We start from the raw sequence: 25,554 nt of genomic DNA on the forward strand, positions 1-25,554 counted from the left end.
AGGATATCTCATGACAATAACGATCAGCAATAATGATACTAATAATAGTAATGAAAATATGCTCGCCTCTGATAGCCATTATCCTACGCAAAGTATCGATTGGCTGACACGTTTGATTGGTTTTGATACGGTCAGCCGCCATTCAAACTTGGCACTTATTGAAGATGTGCAAGGGTATTGTGAGCAGCTAGGTTTGAGCGTAGATTTGACCTTTAACGAGACGAAAAACAAAGCCAATCTGTTTGTCACGGTACCAGCCGGAAAAAACAGCGATGCCGTAAATGGCGGTCTTGTACTCTCAGGTCATACTGACGTGGTACCTGTCGATGGCCAAGACTGGTCGTCCGAGCCGTTTAGCGCGATAATTCGCGGCGATAAACTATATGGACGCGGTGCTTGTGATATGAAAGGTTTTATTGCCTGTACGCTGACAATGCTGCCAAAAGCCGTACAATTATCTAAGGCAGGTAAGCTTAACCGTCCGCTACATCTTGCTTTTTCATTCGATGAAGAGGTGGGCTGTTTGGGCGCGCCACTGATTTTAGCAGATATTAAGGCGCGTGGTATCACGCCGGACTATTGCATCGTTGGTGAGCCCACCAATATGACGATGGTGGTCGCGCACAAAGGCATCGCTGTTTATCGCTGCCGCGTTCATGGTAAATCGGCGCATTCATCGCTCACTAAGCAAGGCGTCAATGCCATCAGCTATGCTAGTCGCTTGGTCGGTTATGTTGATAACTTAGCGGAAGAGATAAGTCAGCGCGAGGATAACGACGACTTGTTTGATGTGCCGTACTCCACCCTATCGGTCGGTACGATTCAAGGCGGGACGGCGACCAACATTGTACCCAATCTATGCGAATTCACTTTTGATTATCGTAATTTGCCGCACATGAATCAAGAAGAGGTGATAACGCCGATCAAAGCTAAAATTACCGATTTAACCAAGCAGATGCAGAAACGCGCGCCGGAGACTGGTATTGAGCTGATTCAAGAAGAAAGTGTTCCTGCCATGACCGATAGTGATAGTGCTGAATTGCAGCAGTTAATAGCTGCGCTCACAGGTGACAGCAAGCGCCACAAAGTTGCTTATGCCACCGAAGGCGGACAGTTTACCAATAGCGGTATTCCAACTATCATTTGTGGCCCAGGTAGCATCGAGCAGGCACACAAAGCGGATGAGTTTGTTGCACTTAGCGAGATTGCGCGCTGTGATGGGTTCTTAAGGAAGCTTTTGGATAGTTGTACAGTTGGCGAGTAAGTCAGTTATTCTTGAAGCTGAGTAGTATAAAAAACACCGTCTACATGGCGGTGTTTTACCGTTGAATAGCTAGTTTTTGAAAAAAGTTTTGAATAATAGAGTAGGGGTTGTCGATGTCTTGGCATTTATTTACGGTATTTTTTGTTAGTACCTTTTTTATATCCGCAACTCCAGGCCCCAATATGCTGCTGGCTTTTCAGTATGGTCTCAACTATGGCGTCAAGCGTACCCTATGGACACTAGCAGGTTTAAGTCTTGGGTTATTTATTCTCTTACTATCAACACTACTTGGCCTAGATGCCATTAGTCGTCAGTCACCTTGGCTATTAGATATTATTAAAGCCATTGGAGCACTATATTTAATTTATCTAGGGGTTGTATCATGGCGGGATACTGGCAAGACCAGTTTAGTGGACGATGCTAGGGCTATGGATGCAGAAATCACTGAAGACTATTACGCTACGCTTAACCCGCCTCATGTTAAACAAAAAAATCTTCAACCGCGCACGTTATCGAGCGCCGCTGTCAAAGCCATTCCTAGCGACTTTATCTTATTTCGTACAGGCGTCTGGGTATCGTTATCTAATCCCAAAGCTATTTTGTTCTTCGCCGCCTTTTTCCCAAAATTCATTAACTTTAATGCGCCGCTATGGCCGCAGTATATATTATTAACGTTAGGATTGTTTGTCAGTGAGACCATTTGGCAGATAGTGTATACGGTTGGCGGAAAGCAATTGGCAGGCTGGCTTGATGTTGGTGATCGTTTAATGTGGTTGAACCGTATTTGTGGCGTTATTTTTATATTAATTGCTGCTGCTTTATTGGCTGAGGTTACTCGTACATTTGTGTAGTCAGATAAATATAAAACGGTTATGTGTCTCGGCACACGAGTGGTATAAATTTAACTTTCGAGCTGGGTTCCAAAAGATACGTAACGTTCATTTATAGCTAAATAGTTTGGAGCTAATCCTGCTTTGCGCTTGTATCTGCTTCACCAATGGCGTGCAGACTAGCGTGACTGGCGGCGTTCCATCATTCGAGCGACCACCCCCAGCCACAGTCTGCAACGCCATTGTCATCAGCAGGATACCGCTGCAATCAGGGCTAAAAGACCTTGCGGTAGCATGGATACGGATTTAAAAGATAATATTCATAAACAAGCCGTTCGCTATCAATAGCAAACGGCTTTTCTTTTGATCTATAAACGTTAGCTATCGCAGACTTCATTTGTTAGAAAACGGCTAAATATTAAGTAGAAGTATATATTATCCCGCAAAAGATCACTGGTTATTTTGGTAAAAAAATATCTTAAACATCATAATACTTATTATTCTAAACTGGTTAAGGATTTTTCACGAAAATTTGTCAACTCATGCTGCTTATGCAAATATAGAACATCCATTCAATTAACAACAAGAAGAACTATGTTTACTCATAATAGGACTAATCGTAACTATCTACCTACATTACCAACAGCCGTTTTAGTCTTGTCTTTGACCGTGCTCACCGCCTGTGACAGTAGCCCTATCGAACAGATAAAAGCCATCACCGAAGACAAGTACCCTGTAGCAAACATGCCAGATGAACCTCTAGAGACGCCCCTTGAGATCAATATCGAACCCAAGCGCCTCGCCATGACCAGCTCATGGAGTGCAGGAGTAAAAGACGACGGCACGCTGTGGACATGGGGTACGAGTGGACTACTGCGAGAGACTAAGACAGGACAAGACCCAACGCCAAGGCAAGTTGAAGGCGTCAATGATGCGGTGGCTGTATCAGGTGGTGGTGGTCATATGTTGTTGTTGCGAGAAGACGGTACGGTATGGGGATGGGGTAGTAATAATGAGCGTCAAATAGACCCTGATGACAAAAATACGTTTATTGAAGAGTTGAGACAGATCAGAGGCATTAGTAATGTAGCATCTATCGTAGCTGGATCTGATAACTCTCTATTTGTTTTAACAAATGGTGATGTCTATGCCTTAGGTAGCAATAACTTTGGTTTAATCAATGGTAAAACATCTGAATATTTAGATAAGCCAACTCAAATTGCTGGACTAAAAAATATCGTATCTGTTGATTTAACTATTGGTTCAATATTAGCTCTAGATAAGAATGGTCAAGTATTCACAATTGGATTAAGGCCGACTCAAACCGGTATTCTAAGTACAGAACCACAGATAAACGATATGGGGAAGCATTATTATTCTTCTAATAAAGTAGTGCTTCCGAATAAAGTGGTTAGTTTAGCAGATGGTAATGGCAGAATAGTATTACTAGAGGATGGTTCTGTCTATAGTTGGGGAGACAGTATAAATGGTGAAACTGCACAAGGTACAACTAGTAAGGATTTTACAGCGCCAACAAAAATACAAGGTTTAAGTAAAATTGTTGCTATTAGTGATAACGCAGCAAACACAAAGGATGGTCAGCTATTTATTTGGGGAGCATATGCCTCCCGTTCGAATAATGGTAGTTCAATGAATTACTATACTGATCCTATAGAAATTATGAATAATATTTATGTTGAAGAATTTGTTAGCGGAAACAATTTTCATGGTCTCATTGATGTTGATGGCTATGCTTGGTTCTGGGGCAATAATAGGCATGGTAAAAAAGGTAATGGAAAAGTTCAAAGTGAAGAGCATTTAACTGAAGAAGAGTTACTTACTCCTGAAAAATCACTATTTAACACACACGCGAATAAATGACTAATTAAATTTAAAACCAAGGAAGATTACTATGTCACAGTCAATGAAAGATATTTTTTATCATGCACTATTGGCTCGAGCGGTCTACACAAACATGAAAAACAATGATACATCTTGGGATGGACTAACAAGGGAAGATGGTCAATCAAAAATGTCCGAAGAAATGGCCGACTTTATCCAGTCCCGCTTTGACTTTGTCGCTTCCTCTTTAGATAACGATGGCAGTATCGAATTTCCATCTTCTATAGATCCGACAGATATTTTTCAAGTAGATGGCTACGATGGCATTATGTTTAAAGAAAAAGCGACGGGTAATTATGTCCTAGCTAATCGCGGTACAGAAGCCCAATTTGATATTAAAAATTTAGATAAGGTTATTTCTTCACTCGCTGACTTATATACAGATATTGCTGGCCTTGGTCTAGAGGGCAAAGCTGAAAATCAAATTGAAACCATGCAAGCGTTCTTAGATCAGGTAAAAGCACAAGAAAACTTAGGCGAAGACGCTATTATTACTACTACAGGGCATAGCTTAGGAGGTTATCTATCCGCAGAGGCGTCTTTAGATAATGCTATGAATATGAGCAAAAAGCCGTTCACTATCAATAGCGAACGGCTTTTCTTTTATGCCAAAATCGTTGGGTGTTGCAAGCTCCACATCAACCTATGGTAATCGCAAGGCTTCGTAATTGTGTATTGGTACTTTGTCTTTTAAGCTAACACCTTAATAAGCTCACCTTTCACCATATGCGGACTGACAAAGTCAGTAATGCGCACGCTGACGACTTTGCCAAGTAGCTCATTCATTTGTTCCTCATCGTAAGGGAACATCACGGTACGAGTATTGTCTGCGGTACCCAACAGATACTCTGGATGACGATCGGCTACTTGCTCAACCAATACTCTTGCTGTAGTACCAACCATCTCATGAGTCTTTTGCAAGGTAGAGTCGATGATGACTTTTTGGAACTCTGCCAAGCGCGCCTTTTTAGTAGTGAAGCTGACATCATCAGGCAGCTCTGAGGCCGGCGTGCCCGGACGTTTGGAGTAAATAAAGCTATAGGAGTGATCAAAGTTTAACTCTTTTGCTAGATTGAGTGTCGCTTGAAAATCTTCATCAGTCTCGCCCGGGAAGCCGATAATAAAGTCGCTGGATAGATGAATATCGGGGCGCACCGCTTTGAGTTTATTGATCTGATTGATATAAACGTCAATGGTATGGTTACGCTTCATCGCAGCAAGTATAGCGTTTGAGCCACTTTGTACCGGCAGATGTAAATGCGACACCAGCTCTGGCAGTTTTGCATAAGCGTCGATAATATCATCGGTAAATTCTAACGGGTGGCTAGTGGTATAGCGAATACGTTCAACACCATCGACATGCGAGACGTAGTGTAGCAGCTCAGCGAAGCGGCAAATACTGCCATCGTCTTTTTCGCCGCGATAGCCGTTGACGTTTTGACCAAGCAAGTTAATCTCGCGTACGCCTTGTTCGGCAAGACTGTCAATTTCTGCAAGCACATCATCAAGCGGGCGTGATAGCTCTTCACCGCGCGTATAAGGCACCACGCAAAATGAACAATACTTTGAGCAGCCCTCCATAATAGAGACAAAGGCTTTGTAGCCTTCAACACGTGGCTCTGGCAAAAAATCAAACTTTTCAATGCTAGGGAAAGAGACGTCGATAGTGCCGATGCGGTTTTTGGGTAAAATATCACGTTGCTGATGAGATTGATCGTACAGCTCTGGCAGACGATGCAAGGTTTGCGGACCAAAAATCATATCAACATAAGGCGCGCGCTTTTGGATATTATCGCCTTCTTGCGAGGCCACACAGCCGCCGACACCAATCACTAGATCAGGACGTTTTTCTTTGAGCTTACGCCAGCGTCCTAACTCTGAAAATACTTTTTCCTGCGCTTTTTCGCGGATAGAGCAAGTATTCATGAGTAGGACATCAGCTTCATCAATATCATGAGTCACTTCCATACCATGCGAGTCACCTAGGACATCAAGCATCTTGTCAGAGTCATAAACGTTCATCTGACAGCCTTGGGTGGTGATAAAGACTTTTTTGGCAGCCGTTTGTACTGACTTGGTTAATGAATCAGCATTAGGCACTGAATTTGCAGGCACTGAGTATATAGAACTTGGCTCTTTGAGTGCCTGAGTTGTAAGTAAAGTATCTGTGTTATCGATATCATTACCGATGCGAGGATGGTATACAGAAACACTCATAAGCTAAGGTCCATGATTATAAAACAATAATATTATCAAACAATATAATATATAGTGGCGACAAGCCATTAATGCGTGGCGTATTTTATCACAACCATCTACCAAAGTGAAAAGTTAGCGTATACTAGCTACGATAGCAATGCCAAATTATTTATAACACTATCAATTATTTAGCGCTTATTACTTATAAATGAGATTGACATCAATAGTCACTGCTTTATCATTTCTGTGTTACCCGCCGCTATCTTATTTATTGATAAATAGTAAGGATGCTGGTTGAGAGTCAACACAATATAGTATGATAAGCGCGCAAGCTGTCGCCACTATCGACATTTTATTAGTATTAAGACCAAAAGAGAGCAAGTATGATAAAGCCGATCGCTGTTAAACGCACCCATAGCAACAATCTCAATAACCCTCATGGCGAGCGCAAACGTGTCAATGCAAATACCCTCAAGGTAGGTGCTTTAAGTCTTGCAACAGCGGTAGGAATGATTGGACTGTCACAAGTAGCCTGTGCTGAGCTAAGTTACAACGACGAGGGCTATCAATCAGATAGTAGCTATCAGCCAAATAACAGCCAACAAGACAATAGCATAAATTACTTTACAGCGGCGGCAGAAGCCGAGAATCGCGACGATATCAACGCGCTATTTAACTATGAGCAGCTGATGAGCGGTGGCTTATTCGCCATGTATCCTACTTACTGGCGTATGAATTTGGACTTAAAGGAACAAAGCCCAGCTGCCATAGCGCAGTTTGTACGTCAGTATCCTGATACAGTTATGGCTGAAAAGCTGGTCGCTGACTTTGCTGAAACCAAAGCGGCAGCTGGTGATTACGCCGCTGTACGCCAAGTGGCCAATCTCATTACCAATGGCGATCGCAGTGAGCGCTGTGCGGTAGCGCTTGGGTTTAACAATGGCGGTGATACGATGCGCGCGCTGGCAGAGAAGTCGGATGTTTGGTTAACCACGCTTAAGCAGCCAGCGCTATGTGAGCAGCTGGCAACTGAGCTTAATAATAATCCGCTCATCAGTAATCAAGATCGCGCCGCTCGTCTAAAGCGTATGCTACGTAAGGGTAAGACTGGCGATATCATGGCATTGTCCTCACGCCTTGGTACTCCTATCTCTTATTCAGCCCTGAGCGAGATTCAGCTCAATCCTAATGCTTTTTTTAGCAGCTTTAATAGACAACCTAATAGTCAGATTAACCAGTATTTATATCTATACGCTATAGGACGTGTAGCTGATAAATCTTATCAATCAGCAGCGCTGCAGCTTGATTACGATATCAAGCAAGACAATCAACGTAGCGTACGCTTATTAAATGATGAGACGCGCCGTTATGCTTATCGTATCCTCGGCGTTCAGCGCATGAACCATACTACCGATGATGGTTTTAATATCGAAGCGGTTAATTGGTTTCGTAATAGCTTAGATGATGATTTTAATTTTGAAGAAGCAGAAGATTATGCCAAGGCCGCTATCCGCTTTAGCAGCTGGGGTGATGTGATCGAAGCGATCTCGCATATGGATGCCCAAACTCAAAAGTCAAACCAATGGCAGTATTGGCTTGCGCGTGCGTATGAACAAACAGGCGATAGCAGCAAGCGCGCTCTTGCCAAAAAGATGTATCAACATCTGGCCAGCAGTAATGACTATTATGGCTTGCTTGCAAAAGACAAAGTCGGACAACGTTTCGATGCGGCGCGTTTAGGTGGCAGTAATCTACCAAATGTCAGCAGTGCTGATAAAGCTCGTGTTATGCAAAACCCACACTTTGCTCGCGCCTTTGCGCTCTATAACTCTGATGCCAATCGTGGCTATGCCAATCGCGAGTGGAACTGGGCGGTTAAACAAGCACGTGACAATCGCGATGACAATTTAATCGTTGCTGCTGCACGCCTGGCCCATGATATGGGCTGGCTTGATCGTGCGATTTATGCTGCTGATAATACTGCTGGGACTAGTAGTTTGGCATTATCGTATCCGATGCCTCATCAAGCCTCTGTCGTTCGCTACAGTCAAGCTGCCGGCATTGATCCCGCTTGGGCTTATGGCATCATGCGTCAAGAGAGCCGTTTTGTGACCTCAGCGCGTTCTAACGTTGGTGCCAGTGGCCTTATGCAAATTATGCCCGATACGGCAAAATATATCGCGCGTAATCTAGGGGAGTCTTATAGTGCTAGCCGCGCCAATAGTGGCGACACTAATATTCGCTATGGTACTTGGTACATGAATGATATCTTAGCCAAGTTAAACTATCAGCCGGTACTTGCAACTGCAGGTTACAATGCTGGACCAAATAAGGCCAAGCGCTGGCAGCCCGTTTATGGCTCACTTGCCGCCGATCAATATGTTGAATCGATCGCTTATCCTGAGACTCGTAATTACGTCAAACACGTCATGGAAAACGCTACGGTTTATAGTAGTTTACTGGGCCGTACAGAACCAATCAGCCAGCGTATGGGTACTATTCCAGCGGCACTCTAGCTCAAATAATAGTTTTTGAACTCTGCTTAAAAAGTACATTCTGGTAGGGGCTGGGTTGATCTATTTTTGGCGAGTTTACGTTTTTACTGTAGATTAAAAGAAAGATTTTGTTACTATGATTTTTTGCCACTAAAATTTTAGTTAGCGTCTAATATTTCGTTTGTTGTAAGATAACAAATTATGATAGTTAAACGCTAATTTTTAGTTTCTTAAACTTAAAATCTAGAGTCAGCATTTTGAAACAAATGACTCAAGCATTGCGTTGCTACCTATGACTGATAGCTGCTATTTATGACTAATAATTATCAAATGCCTTTTTTACTATGATGAATAATGTTTCAAATCAGCCTGTGCAGATGCCAATCAGATCCCAAGATTCTGTTCAGGATAGTACACTCTATTTAAAGGCATTTATCGCAAAGATATCATTATTACAAACAGCCTTCAAAAGAAACACGTTACAAACCCTTGAGCACAAAAACGCTTATAGTAATCATAGGCTTAGTATAGTTCGTACGCCGCTAAGTATCGCAAGTTTGCTATTGCTACAAGGTCTTGTTGTATTACCTGCACAAGCCGCTAGCGCACTCACCACTGGGCAACGAGTACTAATGATCGAGATGACGCCAGCACTATGTCGTTTGCAGCCAACGCGTACGCTTATGCGTCAGTGCTTAGAGGGCTACTCACTGACAGTAGCGGGTTTGGATTTAGGGTATGGACAGCGCTGCGGACGGGGAAGTACGCCTCGTCTTACGCCACTACAGCTAAAAGTGGTCAATCGCATTATGCCTGATACTACGGTGCGTAGCCAAGCTTGGCAGCATTATGGAGCTTGTAGTCCGCTCAGCTCCAGCAGTTATTTTCGTCAAATTATTAACTACTCTGGTGCATTGAAGCTACCTAGCGAGCTGAGTACTGGCAACAGCTACACAGTTTCAAGATCACGTTTTATCAATCAGATGACCCGTCTTAATGAAGGTATGTCCGCCGCTAGTATCGATCTTATTTGCCAAAAAGACAACTACCGACGTCAGCCTGTGCTCACCGATATGCATATATGTTATGAAGGTAGCCAGTTTGGTAGGTGTTATAACACAGTAAATAATTGCGGGACAAATTTTATAATTTCAGGTGGCAGTTAGGCAGCGGCTCAGGTGTCTGATAAGTCAGTTATCCCTAAAATTATTTTAATTAAAAACTGCTACCCAGCTTTATTTTTACAACTCTATTGCTTACCTATAAGATCGTTTTTTGGTATATAAGCAAATTATCGTAAGTATAAAATGTAACAATATATGCGGAAGTAAGTACGCTATTGTAACTAGACGATTCGCCGTTTGAGGTGCTACACTAGCCCTCGTTTACGATAGTAACCACTCAATACAAGTAAAGCGAATAACCAATATATTTACAGCTAATAAGGGAGTATTTTATGAAACAGCCTGTACGTGTTGCCGTGACCGGTGCTGCTGGTAACATCAGCTATGCAATGCTATTTCGCATTGCCTCTGGTGAGATGCTAGGTAAAGATCAGCCCGTTATTTTACAACTGCTTGAAATCACCCCAGCACTTGATGCGCTAAAGGGTGTGGTTATGGAACTACAAGACTGTGCTTTTCCTTTGTTGACTGATATTGTCCAAACTGATGATGCCAACGTGGCTTTCAAAGATATAGACTATGCTTTATTGGTTGGCGCGCGTCCTCGTGGTCCTGGTATGGAACGCAAAGATTTGCTAGAAGCCAATGCGGCAATTTTCTCAGCGCAAGGCAAAGCGTTAAATGATGTAGCTAGCCGTGATGTCAAAGTACTAGTAGTTGGTAACCCTGCCAATACTAATGCGGTCATCGCTCAGCGTAATGCACCAGATTTAGACCCGCGCAACTTTACCGCAATGACTCGTTTGGATCATAACCGTGCGATCGCTCAGCTGGCTGAAAAGACAGACAGTACGGTAAATGACGTGAAAAAAATGATCATCTGGGGCAACCATTCGTCCACTCAGTATCCTGATCTAACCGCTTGTACAGTAAATGGTAAGCCTGCGTTGGATTTGGTCGATCGCGACTGGTACGAAAACACCTATATTCCAGAAGTACAACAGCGCGGAGCTGCTATCATCAAAGCACGTGGAGCATCATCTGCCGCTTCTGCCGCCAACGCTGCTATCGCTCATATGCGTACTTGGGCCCTTGGCAGTGATGAGAACGATTGGGTCTCAATGGGCGTCTACTCAAACGGTGAATACGGTATCTCTGAGGGTTTAATCTACTCTTTCCCATGCACTTGTAGCAATGGGGATTGGTCTATCGTTGAAGGCGTTGATGTATCATCAGATTTCTCCAAAGAAAAGATGGCGGCGACCGAGCAAGAGCTTAATGAAGAGCGTGACGCGGTATCGCATCTACTTCCGTAAGCTTTAGATTGTATTATTGAGCAACACTTATAGCTTAATAATAAAGAGGAGCCTTACTAGTGATAGTAAGGCTTTTTTATGTAGTATCGTTAAAGCAAGCTTGATTCTGTTAACACAACTGATAATGTTGCATAAACCTTGATTAACAGCTTTTAGAATAAAGCTTGCTACAATAGCCCAAAACAAGCAAAAAAGACTAGTACGTTAAGAACAGTCGCGTAAAATCAGATAATAAACCAAAATCACTTTATACTATTAATTTTATATGATTAAGGAAAAACCATGTTGGGTGAACCAGATTATACAATGAATGATTTATTTGCGCAGTTGGGATTAGACAGCTCAGATGAAGCCATTGATAACTTTATTGAAAACAACAAATTAGCAAAGGAAGAAGCATTGATTGATTCTAACATTTGGAGTGACAATCAACGTATGTTTTTGCAAGAAGAGTGGAGAAAGGACGCGGCGTGGGTCGAAGTTATTGATGAGCTAAATGTTCGTCTACATCCCGATGCTTAATAACGAGTAATTGTAGTTAGCTTAGCAAATTAGCAAAATAAAACCCACGACAGGTATGTTTGTGGGTTTTATTTTTATTTAGAATTGACTATAGCAGAACTTAAACAATGATTTGAATCCGTTAGTCTAGCTGCTGTGCTCGCCACGCCAGTAGGTCAGCGACATCATTATGAATGCCTTTTTTCAGCGCCTCTAAGCCCTCATAGTGGCGCTCTCCATGTAAGAAATGTAAAAAGCGCACTTGTAGGGTCTCACCATATAAGTCGCCTTTAAACTGCGGAAAATGTACTTCCAAACGCCACTCTTTGCCCCTATTTACTGAGGGCCTAGTGCCAATGCTAGCAGTACCAAACAAGCTATCAGAACGCAGGCCGGATACGCCGGTTTGACTATCAACCGCCAAAGCAATTAAACCATTAGAGATAACTTGTCCTGCACTGTCAAGGCGTACCACATCTACAGCGAAAATCCCATGCAGGGCAGGTTTGATACGCGCCAGATCAATATTAGCTGTCGGAAAGTCCATAGTACGACCAATTTTATCGCCGCCGACCACAGTGCCTGTAATGGTATAGTCTCGTCCTAGCAGCTGATTGGCCGCTTTGATATCACCAGCTAACAACAAGTCTCGTACCCGTGTTGAGCTAATTCGCTCATCAGTACTGGTATCGTCAGTGATAGTATGCAGGTCGGTCACTTGCAAACCGTAATCGCGCAAAAACTGACTGTCGCCAGTACGGTCATGTCCAAAACGAAAATCATCACCGAGCACCAAGGCTTGCACATTTAAACGTAGCGCCAATAAGTCAGCAAACGCTTTGGCAGACAGCGCGCGAAAGTCGCTATCAAAATCGGCGACTATTAAAATCTCGACGCCATACTCTGCTAGCAATGCCTGTTTTTCTTGCAAATTAGTAAGGCGAGCAGGAGCAGATTTGGGCGCAAAAAATTCGCGTGGCTGAGGTTCAAAGATCATTACCGCCGCTTTCAAATTCTGCGCTTTTGCCAAATCTAACATTTGAGCAAGCATGGCTTGATGGCCTAAATGTACACCATCGAAATTACCGATAGTCAGCACACAAGGCGCAAGATCGGTAACTTTACTATTAATAGCTGCTATATCATCAGATTCGGCGTATGGCGGCTTAATTATTTGCTCAAGAAAATAGGTATTCATAAGTAGTTTGCAGCTATTGAGGCGAGTTAAAATATCTTTTAGTTTAGAATATAGGTATCTAAAAGGGGTTTAAAACTTGCCATTATAAAGTAAAATAGTACACCTCACACCCCAAACTATAGATAACACCCTAGTAAATTAGAAACGTTATGCTTGATGACCGTTATAAAGAGATGAAGATACTCGATAGTAGTACCGCGCAGCTTAACAATAGATTTATGGTACAACGTGCCAGCTTAGATGAATTGCCTACTATTTTGGCCATTTATAACCAAAGTATCGCTGGCAAGCAAGCAACCGCCAATTTAGCGCCGGTTACCGTAGAGGAGCGTGCTGCTTGGTTCCATGAGCATCTGGACAATCCAAAACGTCCCATTTATGTGGTAAAAGTTATCGCTAGTGGGGCTAGTATTGACAGTACTGATGAAACGCAGCTGTCAGAGAGTTCAGAAACAATCGTCGCATGGGGCAGTTTTAGTGATCTGTACGCGCGCAGTGCCTATCATATTAGTAGCGAGATCAGTATCTACTTGCATAAAGACTATCACGGTCAAGGACTGGGTAGTTTATTGACGAGCTGGATGATGACGCAGGCGCGTGCACTTGGTATAAACAATGTAGTGGCGCTTGTCTTTGCTCATAACGAGCCAAGTCTAAGACTGTTTCGTAAGCTTGGCTTTGAGCAGTGGGGTTACATGCCGCAAGTGTGCGACATGCAAGGTTTTATCGCTGATGTAGTGATGCTAGGATGCGCCACCTCTTAAAGTGCTACAGGTTCTATAGGTGCTAAATATTAACCAGTCAAACCCTTTATCCTAATATCTTCCATTTGCCGTCTACCTTTTGTAGCTTATAACTCAAAGGCGCAGGTTCACTTTGACCTTTTAGCATAAGCTCGCCGCTAATCGTAGCGCGGGTCTTATCTTCATTGTAATCAGTGTCAAGTAAAGTGACATTATCGACCGTTTGCTGAAAAGCGCTTTGAGTATTGACAAGCTCTTCTTCAAAGTTGGCCATATCGACTTTATAATAGTCTATAGCATCCTTGGCTTCACCGTAATACAGAGTATCAAGCGCTTGCTTGATCGTATGCTCAGGTGTACCAGCTTCGGTTGCATTAGTGACTAGACTTGGCTGCTCATTATTGGTAACAGGATTGATACTGTCATCAGTAATATCTATTTCATCTGCAGCCTGATTATCCTCCACCAAGCTATTGGTATCAGCCACTGTAGGCTCGCTGGTTGTAGGCGCTAAAGTCCCGTCAGTAGTAGCATCGCTCTGGTTTTCAGTAGCAGTACTTTGATCAGTAGCATTGTCATTAGTAGTATTGTCACTACAAGCACCTATTAGCAAGCTTGTACCCAAGAACGCTGTAGTAAATAGAGTAGATAACGGTTTCGATATCAATAGTTTAGTTTTCATAGCCAGCCTTACAATTTATTTCATGAGCAATCAGTTATTTTACGAGCAATTATTTTATGACCAATTATGGCAACGATTCATCTCATTTACAGTCAGTAATTTATTGAAGCTTGTGTCTGTTTAGTAAAAAATTACCGAACGAGCAATAGTTACAACTATATTTTAGTTATTTATTTTGAATTTATCCGTGTCTTAACTGGCGCGGACGAAATCCTGTGACCAGTAGCACTATCCCATAAACTAGAGCGCCTACAACGCACATGATTAAAAGTGCTGCGATCCTTTGCCACTGCGAGGAGTCCGTTGGGAAATAGGGTAGCATTACATATAACGCTACTACCATGGCAATCACCGATATCAAAAACTGGGTAAAAAGTTTTTTCCAATGGCTGCCAAAACGGAAGATGCCGCGCTTATGTAAAAAGTAATATAGTAGCCCAGCGTTTACAAAAGCTGCTCCTGTGGTCGCTAAAGCTAAACCGCCATGCAGTGGCATGTCCAAAAAGTAAAATATACCAATAAAAATCACACTAAAAATCATATTGGCAAATACGGAAATAATACCAATCTTAACCGGTGTTCGAGTGTCTTGGCGTGCAAAAAAGGCTGGCGCAAAGATTTTAATCAGCATAAAGCCCAAAATACCACCTGCCATACTGCGTAGTGCCAAAGCACTCATTTGTGCATCCCTAAAGGAGAATTCCCCGCGCAAAAACAGCGCTTGCATGAGCACATCAGCGAGTACAAATAGCGCTGCCGAAGCTGGAATGCCTACTAAAATAATCAGCCGCGCCGCCCAATCAATAGTCTTTTTAAAGGTAATGTCATCTTTTAGCGCTTCGCTCTTTGATAAGCTTGGTAAGATAACCGTACCGATCGCCACCCCAATCAAACCAAGTGGTAGCTCGCTCATGCGCTCAGCGGCATAGAGCCAAGAGACAGAGCCGCCAATCATAAGCGAGGCAAAGACTGTATTAAGCAGTAAATTGATTTGGGTCACAGAAACCCCAAAAATAGCGGGTAGCATTAAGTTCAATATGCGTTTAACGCCTTCATGTTTGAAGTCAACTTTTGGCGCCACCAAAAGTTTTTGTTGCCAAAGCTGCGGCACTTGTAGCAAAAACTGTAACAAGCCTGCGATAGCGACCGCGTAGCCAAGAGCCATAATTGGGGTCGCAAACATAGGCGCGAAAATAAGCGCGGCGGCAATCATACACAAATTTAATAATACCGGAGCAAAGGCGGGTGCGGCAAAGCGGCCGTAGCTTTGTAAAATACCGCTGGCGAAGGCGGTCATAGAGATAAACAACAAATAGGGAAAAGTGAGACGTAATAATTCAGCGGTAATAGCAAACTTATCAGGTTGATCAGCGAAGCCTGGTGCAAATAAAGTCACTACCCAAGGCGCCATTAAAATCACTACTACCGTCAGCATAGACAGTATTAGCAGCAGCGCGCCTGAGGTGCGACTGACTAATATTTGTACTTGCTGGAGGCTATATTTTTCTTTGTATTCTGATAATACGGGTACAAATGCTTGACTAAAAGCGCCTTCAGCGAACAGCCGCCGCAAGAAGTTGGGGATTTTAAAAGCAACTAAAAAGGCGTCCATAAGCCCGCCTGCACCGAAGACACCTAGCAACACGATATCGCGTACTAAACCCAAAATGCGCGACAGCATAGTCATGCTGCTGACTACCATCGTTGAACGAAACAAGCGACTTTTTGCCATGAGAACCTATTTGCTGATTGTCTATAGTCAGTTCGAAATAAAATCGATACGCTAATATGAGCGTGCTGCTGGGATAAATTTTACTTGCGTGCTGTGTTTACGCTGACAGAGGCTGCGCAAAATCTATTCCAGCAGCACTGTATCGGTTTTAAAGTGTATCAACTATATGCTAATTTATCTAAAAATGTGCCAATACCAAAAGCTGACGGATTATAGCATTATCAGCGTCAGGATAAATGAATTGGTTGTGTAAAAGCTAAGTGCTATTGATTTAGCGCTATTAACTATTCGCTAAGCTGTCCTGCTACGAGCCTACGCAGTTTTGCCCAATCAAAACAATCACCCGGGTCGGTTTTACGATTTGGCGCAATATCGCTGTGACCCGTTAGATGCCGTCGGGTCTTAGGATAAGCGTGATAAATGGCGATAATAACTTGAGTCAATACTTGGTACTGAGCTTCCTCAAAGTCCACAAAATCAGACCCTTCAAGCTCGATACCAATGCTATAATCATTACATTCGGGACGGCCAAGGTAGCTTGACCTGCCAGCATGCCAAGCACGGTCTGCAAAATTAACAAATTGTGTTATGTTACCATCGCGCTCTATGAACAGATGCGCTGAGACCTGCGCGCCCTCGATAGTTTGAAAATAAGGGTGCGCATTCCAGTCTAGTTGATTAAGGAACAAGGCTTTGACATAGTGCAGCCCATTGGCACCCTGTGCACCAAATTCATCAGGCGGCAAGCTAATATTATGAATAACGATAGTATTAATGGTATTAGCAGCAGCGCTACTGGTAGGACGATTATTATAATTGGGTGAGGGTAGCCAAGCGGCTTCTAATAAACGTCCCTCGCTAATAGTCATCATCGACTGCGTTGACGTTGATGATAAGGATTGCAAAGAGTTTGTTGATGAAGACAGCATACGGTTCTCTATTGTCAAAATAAATTTTATCGTAAAGTGTTAGCATAGATAGCAGTCCTAAAAAAGGCTATCACTAGTATGATTGATACCAAGCAGGTTAAGCGCGTATTTATTGCACCCCAATTGAAAAAGAGACTCTGATCCATGTTTACAAAATCATTGCAGGTTACCAGCCTTTATACTCGTGTACCGCTAACGGTTGCAATCTTATTGTTTAGTATACCGTCGCAGGCGCTATTACCTACACCTTTGGACACGGCAAACCTAAATGTAGTAACCTCTACGCCCATTGATACAATATCTACCAATCATACACAGGCTTTGGCCGATAATACGCAAAACGTGCAAAATGCAGGCGCTGAGCAATTGCTAGCTAATTGGCGCGTACAAGCAAAATCAAAAAATCTAGCCCAGCATACGACATGGCGACGCTTATTATATTTTATTGATGATAAAAAAGGGCTTTTTAATAAAGGAAAAACTAAAAGCTTAGTCGAGGATAGTGATTTCTTTTTGAGCACGAGCGGCTATCAAGATTCAGCGGCAGAGCTGGATGCGACATTGGCAGCGCTAGCGAATGAGATCATGCAGCCAGCAAGCGCTCAGGCGAATAATAGTAATTCTGTACAATGTCGTTTTCCGGCGCGGGTACAGTGGCTAAGCGAGCATTTAGCTATTGATCAATCAGATTTGCAAACCAACTGCCCAGAGCTTGATGAATGGATGAGCATGCTTAATCCTGAACAGCTCTCAATCATGTTTGGCGAGGAGTACTTAGATAATCCCATCTCCGCTTTTGCCCATACTTTATTGCGTATTGATTCACCAGCTAGCGTAGCAGACCCCAGTCAAATTCATTATGCTTATGCATTCAATGACACCGTTGATGGCAATCCTGATGATCCCTTTGTAGTTTATGCTATCAAATCTATGATTGGTAGCTATGATAATATCATTGAGATTGACCCTTATCCTGAAAAATTGGCCAAGTATTTAAAAGAAGATGAACGTGATACTTGGACGTATCAGTTGGATTTGACACCAAGCGAGGTACGACAAATGATGCTGCATGTCTGGGAAACTAAAGATTTGTATATTCCGTATTATTTTGCCACTGACAACTGTGCCTCTGAGATTTTACGGCTTATCGATGTGGTTCGTCCCGAGCAGTACTTGTTAGGTCAGCTGCCATATGTGGTTATTCCCTCCGATGTGATTAACCTACTAGCTGATGAGCAACTGTTAGCGGGTACGGTTTATACACCGTCCGATGCTACAGTGCGCCAAGCCCAATTAAATAAAGCTGAAGAGGCAAGCGAGCTTGGCTATGCTACGCTAACTGAAGAAGAAGCGTATAACATTAAGTCTGCAGACATTAATTTGGCCTCAAGTATATCAAAAGACATGCAAAGATTAGAGCCGCCTTTAATAACTCCTTCAGATAATAACCCGCTGGATCGCCATCCTTTGCAGCGTGGTCATGTCGGTATCGGTCAGAGCGGTGATAATAGCTATATCGAGCTAGGTCTGCGCGCAGGTTATCACAGCACCCTTGATCGTCCAGCAGGGTTTCGCCAATTTTTTGACTTAGAAGGGGTATCGGCTACATGGCGCTTATATGATACCGATGATGACAACGATAACAATCAGCCCTCAAGCGTGGAGCTACAGAATTTCACTTTAGTCCGTGGACGCTCTTTTAATCCGGTAAACTCCGCTGAAAAAGGTGATACTTGGGGCGCTAGTATTGAAGCTACGCGGGTTAATGACGGCTCGCAAGAAGAGGGCGGCGCTCATTTAGTTGGTAGCACCGCCTTTGAATATGGTAAATCATGGGCTTTTGGAGAACCTAAAGCGAACAGTGGCGAGATGCCGCCGCAGCTATGTTATACCTTTGCCACAGGGGCAGCGCAGGCCGGACGCGGTATCAACAACGGCTTTCGCGTTGGCGCTGGGGTCAATGCCGGCTGCTTGTATCAGATTAACAATCAGTTACGCGCGCAGGCTGAATTGCAACTACCGTATTGGTATCATGGCAGCAGCAGTGAAGATGATATTAAAGGTCATTACTGGCAGCCGATTACTATGTTAGGCTTGCAATATGATATTGATAAAAAGCAAGCTCTGCGTATCAATGCCAGTTACGAATGGCAGGATCGAGTCGATGCTAATGAGGATATTAAACTGTCTTACATGCGTTATTTTTAACCAAGGTTTTGAGTATAGTTGAATGACTATAAAACTGACTATACTTAATTTTAAGTGCCTAGTTTTAAGTAACACTGCGCCATCTTAATAATAAAATTAACAACATGACCTATAATAAAATCAAGGAAGTATGATGACGACGAATAAGTACCTGATCATCGGTCAAGGTGATATCGGCTTGCCAGTCACCAATACGCTCGCTCAAAAAGACTTAGCGGTTACCGGACTTGCCCGTAGCGCGCGTAGTCATTATGCTTTGTATGATAACGCAGATTTTATGCAAGCGGATGCCTTAAAGCTTAGCGCTGAGCAGTTGCAAGACTTCACGCGCATCGCTATCATTGTCACGCCCGATGAGTACTCAACTGAAGGTTATAACGATAGCTATTTAGGTATTTGCCAGCATTTGGCACAGTTTGCAGATGAGCTGTCCAATCTTGAGCGTATTGTCTTTATTTCCTCGACTGGTATTTATGGTCAGGATAATGGCGAATGGATTGATGAAGATACGCCTCCCATCACGCCTAAACGTGATGCTTCAAAGGTGATATTGCAAGCTGAGCAAGTTTTACGAAAAGGCTTTGATAACCAAGCTATCATTATCCGTCCCAGTGGTATCTATGGACGCGAGCGTTTGATGCGCCTGCGTAAAGCACGCAAGACTAATAAAGAACCAATTGCTGCGCAGCACTGGAGCAACCGTATTATGGATCGCGATCTGGTCACTATTATTACTAACGTGCTAACTATAGATGACAGCGATTCTCTTAAGCCTATATATATCGCTACTGATTATTTACCAGTGACTACATTTGAATTAGAAACTTGGCTTAGTCAGCAGATAGGAGCCGTAGCGCCTAGCGTTGATAAGCAAAAAGCATCGGTTACCGGTAAGCGCTTACATAGCAATATTCCGTTAGCATGGCTCAACTATCCTGACTGGCAGGTTGGTTATCGCGACATCTTGCAGTATCAACAAGACTGAGCTTTATCAAAGACAGTTTTGAGCGTATTTCACTTACCTTTGACATTATTTTTATGGAGATTTCATGACTCAGCCTTTTGCTTCTGATGATCGTTTATCTGGTGCAGATCGTACGGGCCCAGTTAAACTAATAGAAGGCAGTGCTGAGCGTTCCTCTCACTTACCTGATAGCGCCCAGCCCGCTATCGTCCATCCCAATTTTGATCCCAGTCAGACGCCGCTTGATCCTGCGCGCCCGCTTAACGATATTCCGGAACCAGCGCGTCGCTCTAACAGTCAACTGCGCCGCTTATACGGTAAATCATCACGTTTTTATCAGCCCAAAGAAGACACTTTATCAAAATGGCAGCTGGTAGCTTCTGAGTCTTTTGCCGAGCATTTAAGTTTACTCAGTGCCGCCAAACTTATCGCTGTACCTGAGAGTTTTTATCGCCCTCACTCCAGCTCTAGTCAAAACAAGCAGGCTTTGCTTTCACCTCTTGAACAGATGACATTGGTCGATATAGCAGATATTCAGGCGGTTATAAATCAGTATCCAAAACTGACCCGTTATGGATTCAATATACCTAAAGAGATGGACTTGGTTAACCACCAAGCTTATGATAAAAAAGCTGGTGACAAGCAACCAGCAACCATGCGCGCCTTGCTCAAGCGTCATAATCCTGACGAGTTGCTCAACAGTTTGTATGCTGATGATTGGCAGGTTATTTTGCAACCAGAACAGTTCGATACTGGCGTTGGAAGCTTGGCGACCGATATTATGGCCTGTAGCGTGGCCATACATGCTTTGAAGCAATGTGCTACTCGCCAAAGTATTAATAATAGTTATAGTGCTGAGCAGATTTGTCAGCATGTACGTAGCTACCTGTTAAGTCAGGTCAGTCTTTTGCCAGCTCAGCGCTATCAGTATCGTCAAATTCGCCTGTTTTCGGGACATATTATTGTCGCTGCTGCTTATTTAGGCTGGGATATTCAAGTGCGCGATAATGTGCATGGTGATTGTGATTGTTACTTTAATGTCTCATCACGCTGTAGCCTACTGACGCGTTATGCCAATTTGCAAGATTATTATATTAATGGCTGGTCAGGCTAGAGTCTTTTGCTCATCATGTGATAGTAAAAAGTTATAAGTATTTAAAACCAAATAAAATGCTCATGATGAATATAATAAAAATAATGCGTACAATAGTGACAATTTTTGCTATATTTCCAGCTTTTTTTACCACCAATTTTTTTGATTGATAGTTTGTTGCTGCTCATTTATTACTGCTACTTTGGTATCAATGAGAATACCTAGAGAGACAGATGTTTAGACAGTAAAACCTAAGCAGTAACGCCTAAACAGGAATGCCTAATGCACAACGCTCAAAATGACTTAAATACTGCAAACACACTGTTTTCATCCCATGAATTTATTCAATTAGCACTAGACAACCAAGTGCTCAAATTTGGTGAGTTTGTACTTAAGTCAGGACGTATTAGTCCCTACTTTTTTAATGCAGGCCTGCTTGCCACAGGTGAGATGTTGTCCCTGCTAGCGCGCGGTTATGCTGCATCGTTAGCTGAGCAAATGTCTGCTGATAGCGTTAATAAAGAGCTGGTCATCTTTGGTGCTGCCTACAAAGGTATTCCGTTTGTGGCTGCTACTGCGCAAGCTTTATGGCTACATCACGGTATCAATGCAGAGTGGGGCTACAACCGTAAAGAAGCCAAGAGCCATGGTGAAGGTGGTAATTTAGTCGGTGCTGATGTTAGTGACAAAGCGGTCTGGATACTTGATGATGTGATTACCGCTGGTACGGCCATGCGCGAAGTTGTCGATATTTTAGCACAAGCAGGCGCAAGTGTGGCCGGTATCATCGTCGCTCTTGACCGTAAAGAGAAAGGCCAAAACGAGCATTCAGCTATTCAAGAATTGGCTACTAGTTTACAAGTGCCAGTACGCGCGCTTATTGATATGGATGACTTGATTGGTTATTTAGCAGATAGCAATAGCGATTATAAAGACCCTGCCCAGTTGGCGAAAATGCAGCATTATCGCAGCCAATACGGTGTATAAGCTACTGCTTTGAGGAGTTTAACACTGCTATATTGTCCACATATTTTTTACCTAGCGCTTTCCAGACCTTTATAGTTATCTTTTATACATGAATAATAATACAAAATGAGTGAGTCTTATCATGAGTCAATCAGCTACTGAAAAACCATTAAATAGTCAGTCTTTAAACATACTAGTTATCATGGATCCGATAGAGCGGGTTAATTATAAAAAGGATACCACGCTTGCGATGATGTGGTCAGCGCAAGATCGCGGACATAGCTTGGGCTATTGTCAAATCCATGACTTGTGGCTAGACCGTGGTCAACTAATGGTAGATGCGCAGCCGGTTAGCGTAAAACGTGATCCCAATGACTTTTATACTTTAGGCGATAAGAGCACAGGCTCGATAAGCGACTTTGATGTGATCTTGATGCGTAAAGATCCCCCATTTGATATGCGTTTTGTGTACGCAACTTATATGCTAGATCATGCCAAAGCGGCGGGGGTATTGGTCGTCAATGATCCTCAAGCCATTCGCGACTGCAATGAAAAGCTATATGCCACTTGGTTTAGTGAGCATATGAGCCCCACTATTGTGACCAGTAAGCAGGTACATATTCGTAAGTTTATCGCTGAGCAACAAGACGTTATTGTCAAACCACTCGATGGTATGGGCGGTACTGGTATTTTTCGCTTGACTGCTGATAGCCCTAATATTGGCGTAACCCTTGAGATATTAACCGAGCTTGAGACCTTACCTATTATGGCACAGCGCTATTTGCCGGAGATCAAAGAGGGCGACAAGCGCGTGTTGATCGTTGATGGGGCGATAGTAGACTATAGCTTGGCACGTATTCCAATCAAAGGTGAGACTCGTGGCAATCTAGCGGCGGGTGGCAGTGGGGTTGCGATGCCCTTGACTGATGCCGAGCGGCGGGTGGCGGAAGCAGTGGCACCTATCGTTAAAGAAAAAGGTCTAATGTTTGTTGGGCTGGATTTGATCGGTGGCCGTATTACGGAGATTAACGTGACCAGTCCAACTTGCGTACGCGAGATTGACGATCAATGCGGTACCGATATCGCAACTGATTTTATAGTAGCTATCGAGCAAAAACTAGTTGTTTCAAGATAATAGCAAAGAGATAGTAATAATTGATCTACTTATTCTTACAAAATAAGATAGTAATTGTCCTACGGTTTGTCAGCGCTTTGTCGTACCTTAAAACAGCGAAACAACGCTGTTTCAAGCTGGGTAGCTTTAACTGTGTTTTTATTGCAGTTGAGTCTTGTTGCTTATCACCTGTATTTTGGTAGTTAAAATCTAATAGACAAGCCTTGAACAAATCTCAGAATAAGGAGTCATTATGAATAAATTGGTAAAGCCGCTTTTATTTACTGCTGGATTGATATTTAGCTTTGGTGCTAGTGCAACAGATCAACTAGATAATACTAAATGGACAAACTATAACAAAAAAGGCGAGCCTAATGCGGTGCTCAAGTTTACTGAAGCCAATGGTAAATTATCAGCTGAAATTATTGACATATTAGATCCTAAGGCCAACAAAGAATCTTGTGAGGTTTGTAAGGGTAAATTCCAAAATAAGTCTTTAATAGGCGCGACCGTAATTTGGGATTTAGAACCGGATGATAATAACCCTAATCAATATATTAGCGGTGAAGGTATTGATCCAAAAACAGGTCGAACCTTTTCTGGAAAGGCGCAGCTAGAAGGTGATACCCTCAAACTACGAGGTTATAAAGGTGTGTCGTTACTCGGAAAAACTTATATCCTAAAGCGTCTTTGAAATAGTGCCCTATAGATAGACTCAAAGTTTTTAGTTAGCTCTAATTGAATAAGATTAAATATTTTACTCAAGACTGCCTATAGTCTTTTATATAAAAAAAACTTTTGGGCGATCGACATTAAGTTATAGCTAAAGCCAAGTTGCTCGTAATTGCCACTTGGCTTTTCTTTGTTTAATTATTCTTAGCTTATGAATATTAGTTTATGAAGCAGCTACTCGCTATTATGTCGATGTTTATATTGTCGGTAATGCTTTTTAATAGCAGCCGTGTGACTTTTTAAACCTAACTAAAGATAGACGTTCAGTATTCTTATTTCATCGCCTATATGTTTAATATATGCTATGATTTTGCGCTTATTATTGAGCCTTGTTTTGTGCGTATAATTTAGGGTCTGTATAATCTTTTGGAGACACTCTATGCTCGATCCCTCTGCTAACACTAATGTTTCTCAAGCCCCTGCTACAGCGCCCAATGTGCTCATGATGGCAGCAGGTACGGGCGGGCATGTGTTTCCAGCGCTAGCAGTTAGTGAAGAGCTTGCCAAGCGAGGCGCAGTGATTCATTGGCTTGGTACGCCAAGTGGTATGGAAAACGCTTTGGTTGCGCCTACAGGTTATACCTTTCATGCGATTGCGATGCAAGGTTTACGCGGTAAAGGGGTGGGACGTTTGCTTAAAATGCCAGCAACTTTATTATCAGCAACTATGGCCGCCGTAAAGATTATACGCAGTAATCAGATTGATATAGTGGTTGGGTTTGGCGGCTATGTGACTGCGCCTGGCGGTATAGCGGCGCGTATGACTGGTACACCGTTGATCATCCATGAGCAAAATGCTATCGCTGGCATGAGTAATCGTTATTTAGCCAAAATATCTACCAAAGTTCTGCAAGCGTTTGATAATACCTTTGCTAATGGACAGGTAGGTAACAAACTTGCAACGGTTGGTAATCCAGTACGTAATACCATCACCGGCGTGGCTGTACCCTCTACGCGCTATGATGTGGATGATAAATCACCGTTACGATTATTGGTCGTTGGCGGCTCGCTTGGCGCACAAGTACTCAATGACAATGTTCCTAAAGCTCTAGCTCTCATGGAGAGTTCATTTGAGGTGCGTCATCAGTGCGGGCGCAATAATGAGGTGGCAACAAAAGCGGCTTACGCTAATGAAGATCTGAGCATTCATCAATTTGCAGTACAGCCTTTTATTGACGATATGGCAGCCGCTTACGACTGGGCAGACGTCATTGTCTGCCGAGCGGGCGCTTTGACAGTAACTGAAATTCAAAATGTCGGTATTGCGGCAATCTTTGTGCCATTGCCGCATGCCGTCGATGATCATCAAACCGCCAATGCGCGTACGCTTACCGATCATGGAGCCGCTATTTTGTTGCCACAAAATGAGCTAACATCAGAGCGTCTAAGTTGTGAGCTGAGCCAACTTAATAGACGTACTTGCTTAGCTATGGCCGAAAAAGGTCACGCTCTTGCCAATCGAGGCGTAAATAAACAAGTTGCAGATATTGTTTGGCAAGCATTGTAGCGTATGTCGTTTTTTGTACTTACAAAATAAGCAATACTTTATAAATTCTTTGTTC

The 25,554-nt window shown here is 43.0% G+C and carries 22 protein-coding genes; 16 read left to right on the plus strand and 6 right to left on the minus strand.

Translation table 11 applies throughout. The annotated features are described in order from the left end of the window. Positions 1 to 10 precede the first annotated feature (10 nt). Positions 11 to 1,264, plus strand: a complete 1,254-nt coding sequence (argE, locus tag ACR63N_RS02445; protein ID WP_472782407.1) for an acetylornithine deacetylase — start codon at positions 11 to 13, stop codon at positions 1,262 to 1,264. Between the two features lie 113 nt (positions 1,265 to 1,377). Next, the gene (locus tag ACR63N_RS02450) at positions 1,378 to 2,115 is read left to right on the plus strand and encodes a LysE family translocator (RefSeq protein ID WP_367106290.1); all 738 of its coding nucleotides are present in this window, start codon (positions 1,378 to 1,380) and stop codon (positions 2,113 to 2,115) included. A gap of 602 nt (positions 2,116 to 2,717) precedes the next feature. Here ACR63N_RS02450 and ACR63N_RS02455 read toward each other — a convergent pair. Beyond that, a complete protein-coding gene (locus ACR63N_RS02455) occupies positions 2,718 to 2,900 on the minus strand; it encodes a hypothetical protein (protein WP_367106291.1) in 183 nt (60 codons plus the stop codon). Here ACR63N_RS02455 and ACR63N_RS02460 point away from each other — a divergent pair. Together ACR63N_RS02460 and ACR63N_RS02465 are read left to right on the plus strand one after the other, a co-directional pair. Next, positions 2,899 to 3,975 carry an RCC1 domain-containing protein gene (locus ACR63N_RS02460; protein WP_367106292.1) on the plus strand — a complete coding sequence of 359 codons (1,077 nt, stop codon included), beginning with the start codon at positions 2,899 to 2,901 and terminating at the stop codon, positions 3,973 to 3,975. The two genes, ACR63N_RS02455 and ACR63N_RS02460, sit on opposite strands and share 2 nt — an antisense overlap. A 31-nt stretch (positions 3,976 to 4,006) precedes the next feature. Further along, on the plus strand, positions 4,007 to 4,648 hold the full coding sequence (locus ACR63N_RS02465; protein WP_367106293.1) for a TroA family protein: 642 nt from the start codon (positions 4,007 to 4,009) through the stop codon (positions 4,646 to 4,648). A 38-nt stretch (positions 4,649 to 4,686) separates the two neighbouring features. On the opposite strand, the gene miaB is transcribed toward ACR63N_RS02465, so the two are convergent. Then, positions 4,687 to 6,213 (minus strand): tRNA (N6-isopentenyl adenosine(37)-C2)-methylthiotransferase MiaB, encoded by a 1,527-nt coding sequence (gene miaB / locus ACR63N_RS02470; protein ID WP_472782408.1) that lies wholly within the window; start codon positions 6,211 to 6,213, stop codon positions 4,687 to 4,689. Positions 6,214 to 6,704: 491 nt separating this feature from the next. Here miaB and ACR63N_RS02475 point away from each other — a divergent pair, with 491 nt between their 5' ends. The 4 genes from ACR63N_RS02475 to ACR63N_RS02490 all read left to right on the plus strand — a co-directional run bounded on the left by ACR63N_RS02475 (position 6,705) and on the right by ACR63N_RS02490 (position 11,652). After that, the gene (locus ACR63N_RS02475; RefSeq protein ID WP_472782701.1) at positions 6,705 to 8,711 is read left to right on the plus strand and encodes a lytic transglycosylase domain-containing protein; all 2,007 of its coding nucleotides are present in this window, start codon (positions 6,705 to 6,707) and stop codon (positions 8,709 to 8,711) included. 323 nt (positions 8,712 to 9,034) lie between these two features. After that, on the plus strand, positions 9,035 to 9,856 hold the full coding sequence (locus tag ACR63N_RS02480; protein ID WP_367108896.1) for a T2 family ribonuclease: 822 nt from the start codon (positions 9,035 to 9,037) through the stop codon (positions 9,854 to 9,856). 290 nt (positions 9,857 to 10,146) lie between these two features. After that, the gene (locus ACR63N_RS02485; protein ID WP_367105609.1) at positions 10,147 to 11,130 is read left to right on the plus strand and encodes a malate dehydrogenase; all 984 of its coding nucleotides are present in this window, start codon (positions 10,147 to 10,149) and stop codon (positions 11,128 to 11,130) included. A gap of 282 nt (positions 11,131 to 11,412) precedes the next feature. Further along, entirely contained in the window at positions 11,413 to 11,652 is a 240-nt protein-coding gene (locus tag ACR63N_RS02490; RefSeq protein WP_367105610.1) for a DUF2789 family protein, read from the plus strand. 121 nt (positions 11,653 to 11,773) lie between these two features. Here ACR63N_RS02490 and ribF read toward each other — a convergent pair whose 3' ends face one another. Continuing rightward, the gene (gene ribF, locus ACR63N_RS02495) at positions 11,774 to 12,829 is read right to left on the minus strand and encodes a riboflavin biosynthesis protein RibF (RefSeq protein WP_472782409.1); all 1,056 of its coding nucleotides are present in this window, start codon (positions 12,827 to 12,829) and stop codon (positions 11,774 to 11,776) included. A 149-nt stretch (positions 12,830 to 12,978) separates the two neighbouring features. On the opposite strand from ribF, the gene ACR63N_RS02500 reads away from it, so the two are divergent. Next, a complete protein-coding gene (locus ACR63N_RS02500) occupies positions 12,979 to 13,593 on the plus strand; it encodes a GNAT family N-acetyltransferase (RefSeq protein ID WP_367108892.1) in 615 nt (204 codons plus the stop codon). A gap of 46 nt (positions 13,594 to 13,639) precedes the next feature. Here ACR63N_RS02500 and ACR63N_RS02505 read toward each other — a convergent pair whose 3' ends face one another. The 3 genes from ACR63N_RS02505 to ampD all read right to left on the minus strand — a co-directional run bounded on the left by ACR63N_RS02505 (position 13,640) and on the right by ampD (position 16,915). Continuing rightward, positions 13,640 to 14,254, minus strand: coding sequence for a hypothetical protein (locus ACR63N_RS02505; RefSeq protein ID WP_367105613.1), 615 nt, complete (start codon positions 14,252 to 14,254; stop codon positions 13,640 to 13,642). A gap of 181 nt (positions 14,255 to 14,435) precedes the next feature. Then, complete coding sequence (gene murJ, locus ACR63N_RS02510) at positions 14,436 to 15,986, minus strand: murein biosynthesis integral membrane protein MurJ (protein WP_367105614.1); 1,551 nt, start codon at positions 15,984 to 15,986, stop codon at positions 14,436 to 14,438. A gap of 284 nt (positions 15,987 to 16,270) precedes the next feature. Further along, complete coding sequence (gene ampD / locus ACR63N_RS02515; RefSeq protein WP_367105615.1) at positions 16,271 to 16,915, minus strand: 1,6-anhydro-N-acetylmuramyl-L-alanine amidase AmpD; 645 nt, start codon at positions 16,913 to 16,915, stop codon at positions 16,271 to 16,273. A gap of 144 nt (positions 16,916 to 17,059) precedes the next feature. Here ampD and ACR63N_RS02520 point away from each other — a divergent pair, with 144 nt between their 5' ends. The 7 genes from ACR63N_RS02520 to murG all read left to right on the plus strand — a co-directional run bounded on the left by ACR63N_RS02520 (position 17,060) and on the right by murG (position 25,499). Continuing rightward, positions 17,060 to 19,123, plus strand: a complete 2,064-nt coding sequence (locus ACR63N_RS02520) for an Lnb N-terminal periplasmic domain-containing protein (protein ID WP_472782410.1) — start codon at positions 17,060 to 17,062, stop codon at positions 19,121 to 19,123. A 130-nt stretch (positions 19,124 to 19,253) separates the two neighbouring features. Beyond that, a complete protein-coding gene (locus ACR63N_RS02525) occupies positions 19,254 to 20,108 on the plus strand; it encodes an SDR family oxidoreductase (protein ID WP_472782411.1) in 855 nt (284 codons plus the stop codon). A 64-nt stretch (positions 20,109 to 20,172) separates the two neighbouring features. After that, positions 20,173 to 21,201, plus strand: a complete 1,029-nt coding sequence (locus ACR63N_RS02530) for a hypothetical protein (RefSeq protein WP_472782412.1) — start codon at positions 20,173 to 20,175, stop codon at positions 21,199 to 21,201. Positions 21,202 to 21,462: 261 nt separating this feature from the next. Then, entirely contained in the window at positions 21,463 to 22,167 is a 705-nt protein-coding gene (gene pyrE / locus ACR63N_RS02535) for an orotate phosphoribosyltransferase (RefSeq protein ID WP_472782413.1), read from the plus strand. A 121-nt stretch (positions 22,168 to 22,288) separates the two neighbouring features. Continuing rightward, a complete protein-coding gene (gshB, locus tag ACR63N_RS02540; protein WP_367105620.1) occupies positions 22,289 to 23,281 on the plus strand; it encodes a glutathione synthase in 993 nt (330 codons plus the stop codon). 232 nt (positions 23,282 to 23,513) lie between these two features. After that, on the plus strand, positions 23,514 to 23,954 hold the full coding sequence (locus tag ACR63N_RS02545; RefSeq protein ID WP_472782414.1) for a DUF2147 domain-containing protein: 441 nt from the start codon (positions 23,514 to 23,516) through the stop codon (positions 23,952 to 23,954). A 417-nt stretch (positions 23,955 to 24,371) separates the two neighbouring features. Further along, a complete protein-coding gene (gene murG, locus ACR63N_RS02550) occupies positions 24,372 to 25,499 on the plus strand; it encodes an undecaprenyldiphospho-muramoylpentapeptide beta-N-acetylglucosaminyltransferase (protein ID WP_367105622.1) in 1,128 nt (375 codons plus the stop codon). Positions 25,500 to 25,554: the final 55 nt, after the last annotated feature.

Source organism: Psychrobacter sp. M4, from assembly GCF_055699795.1.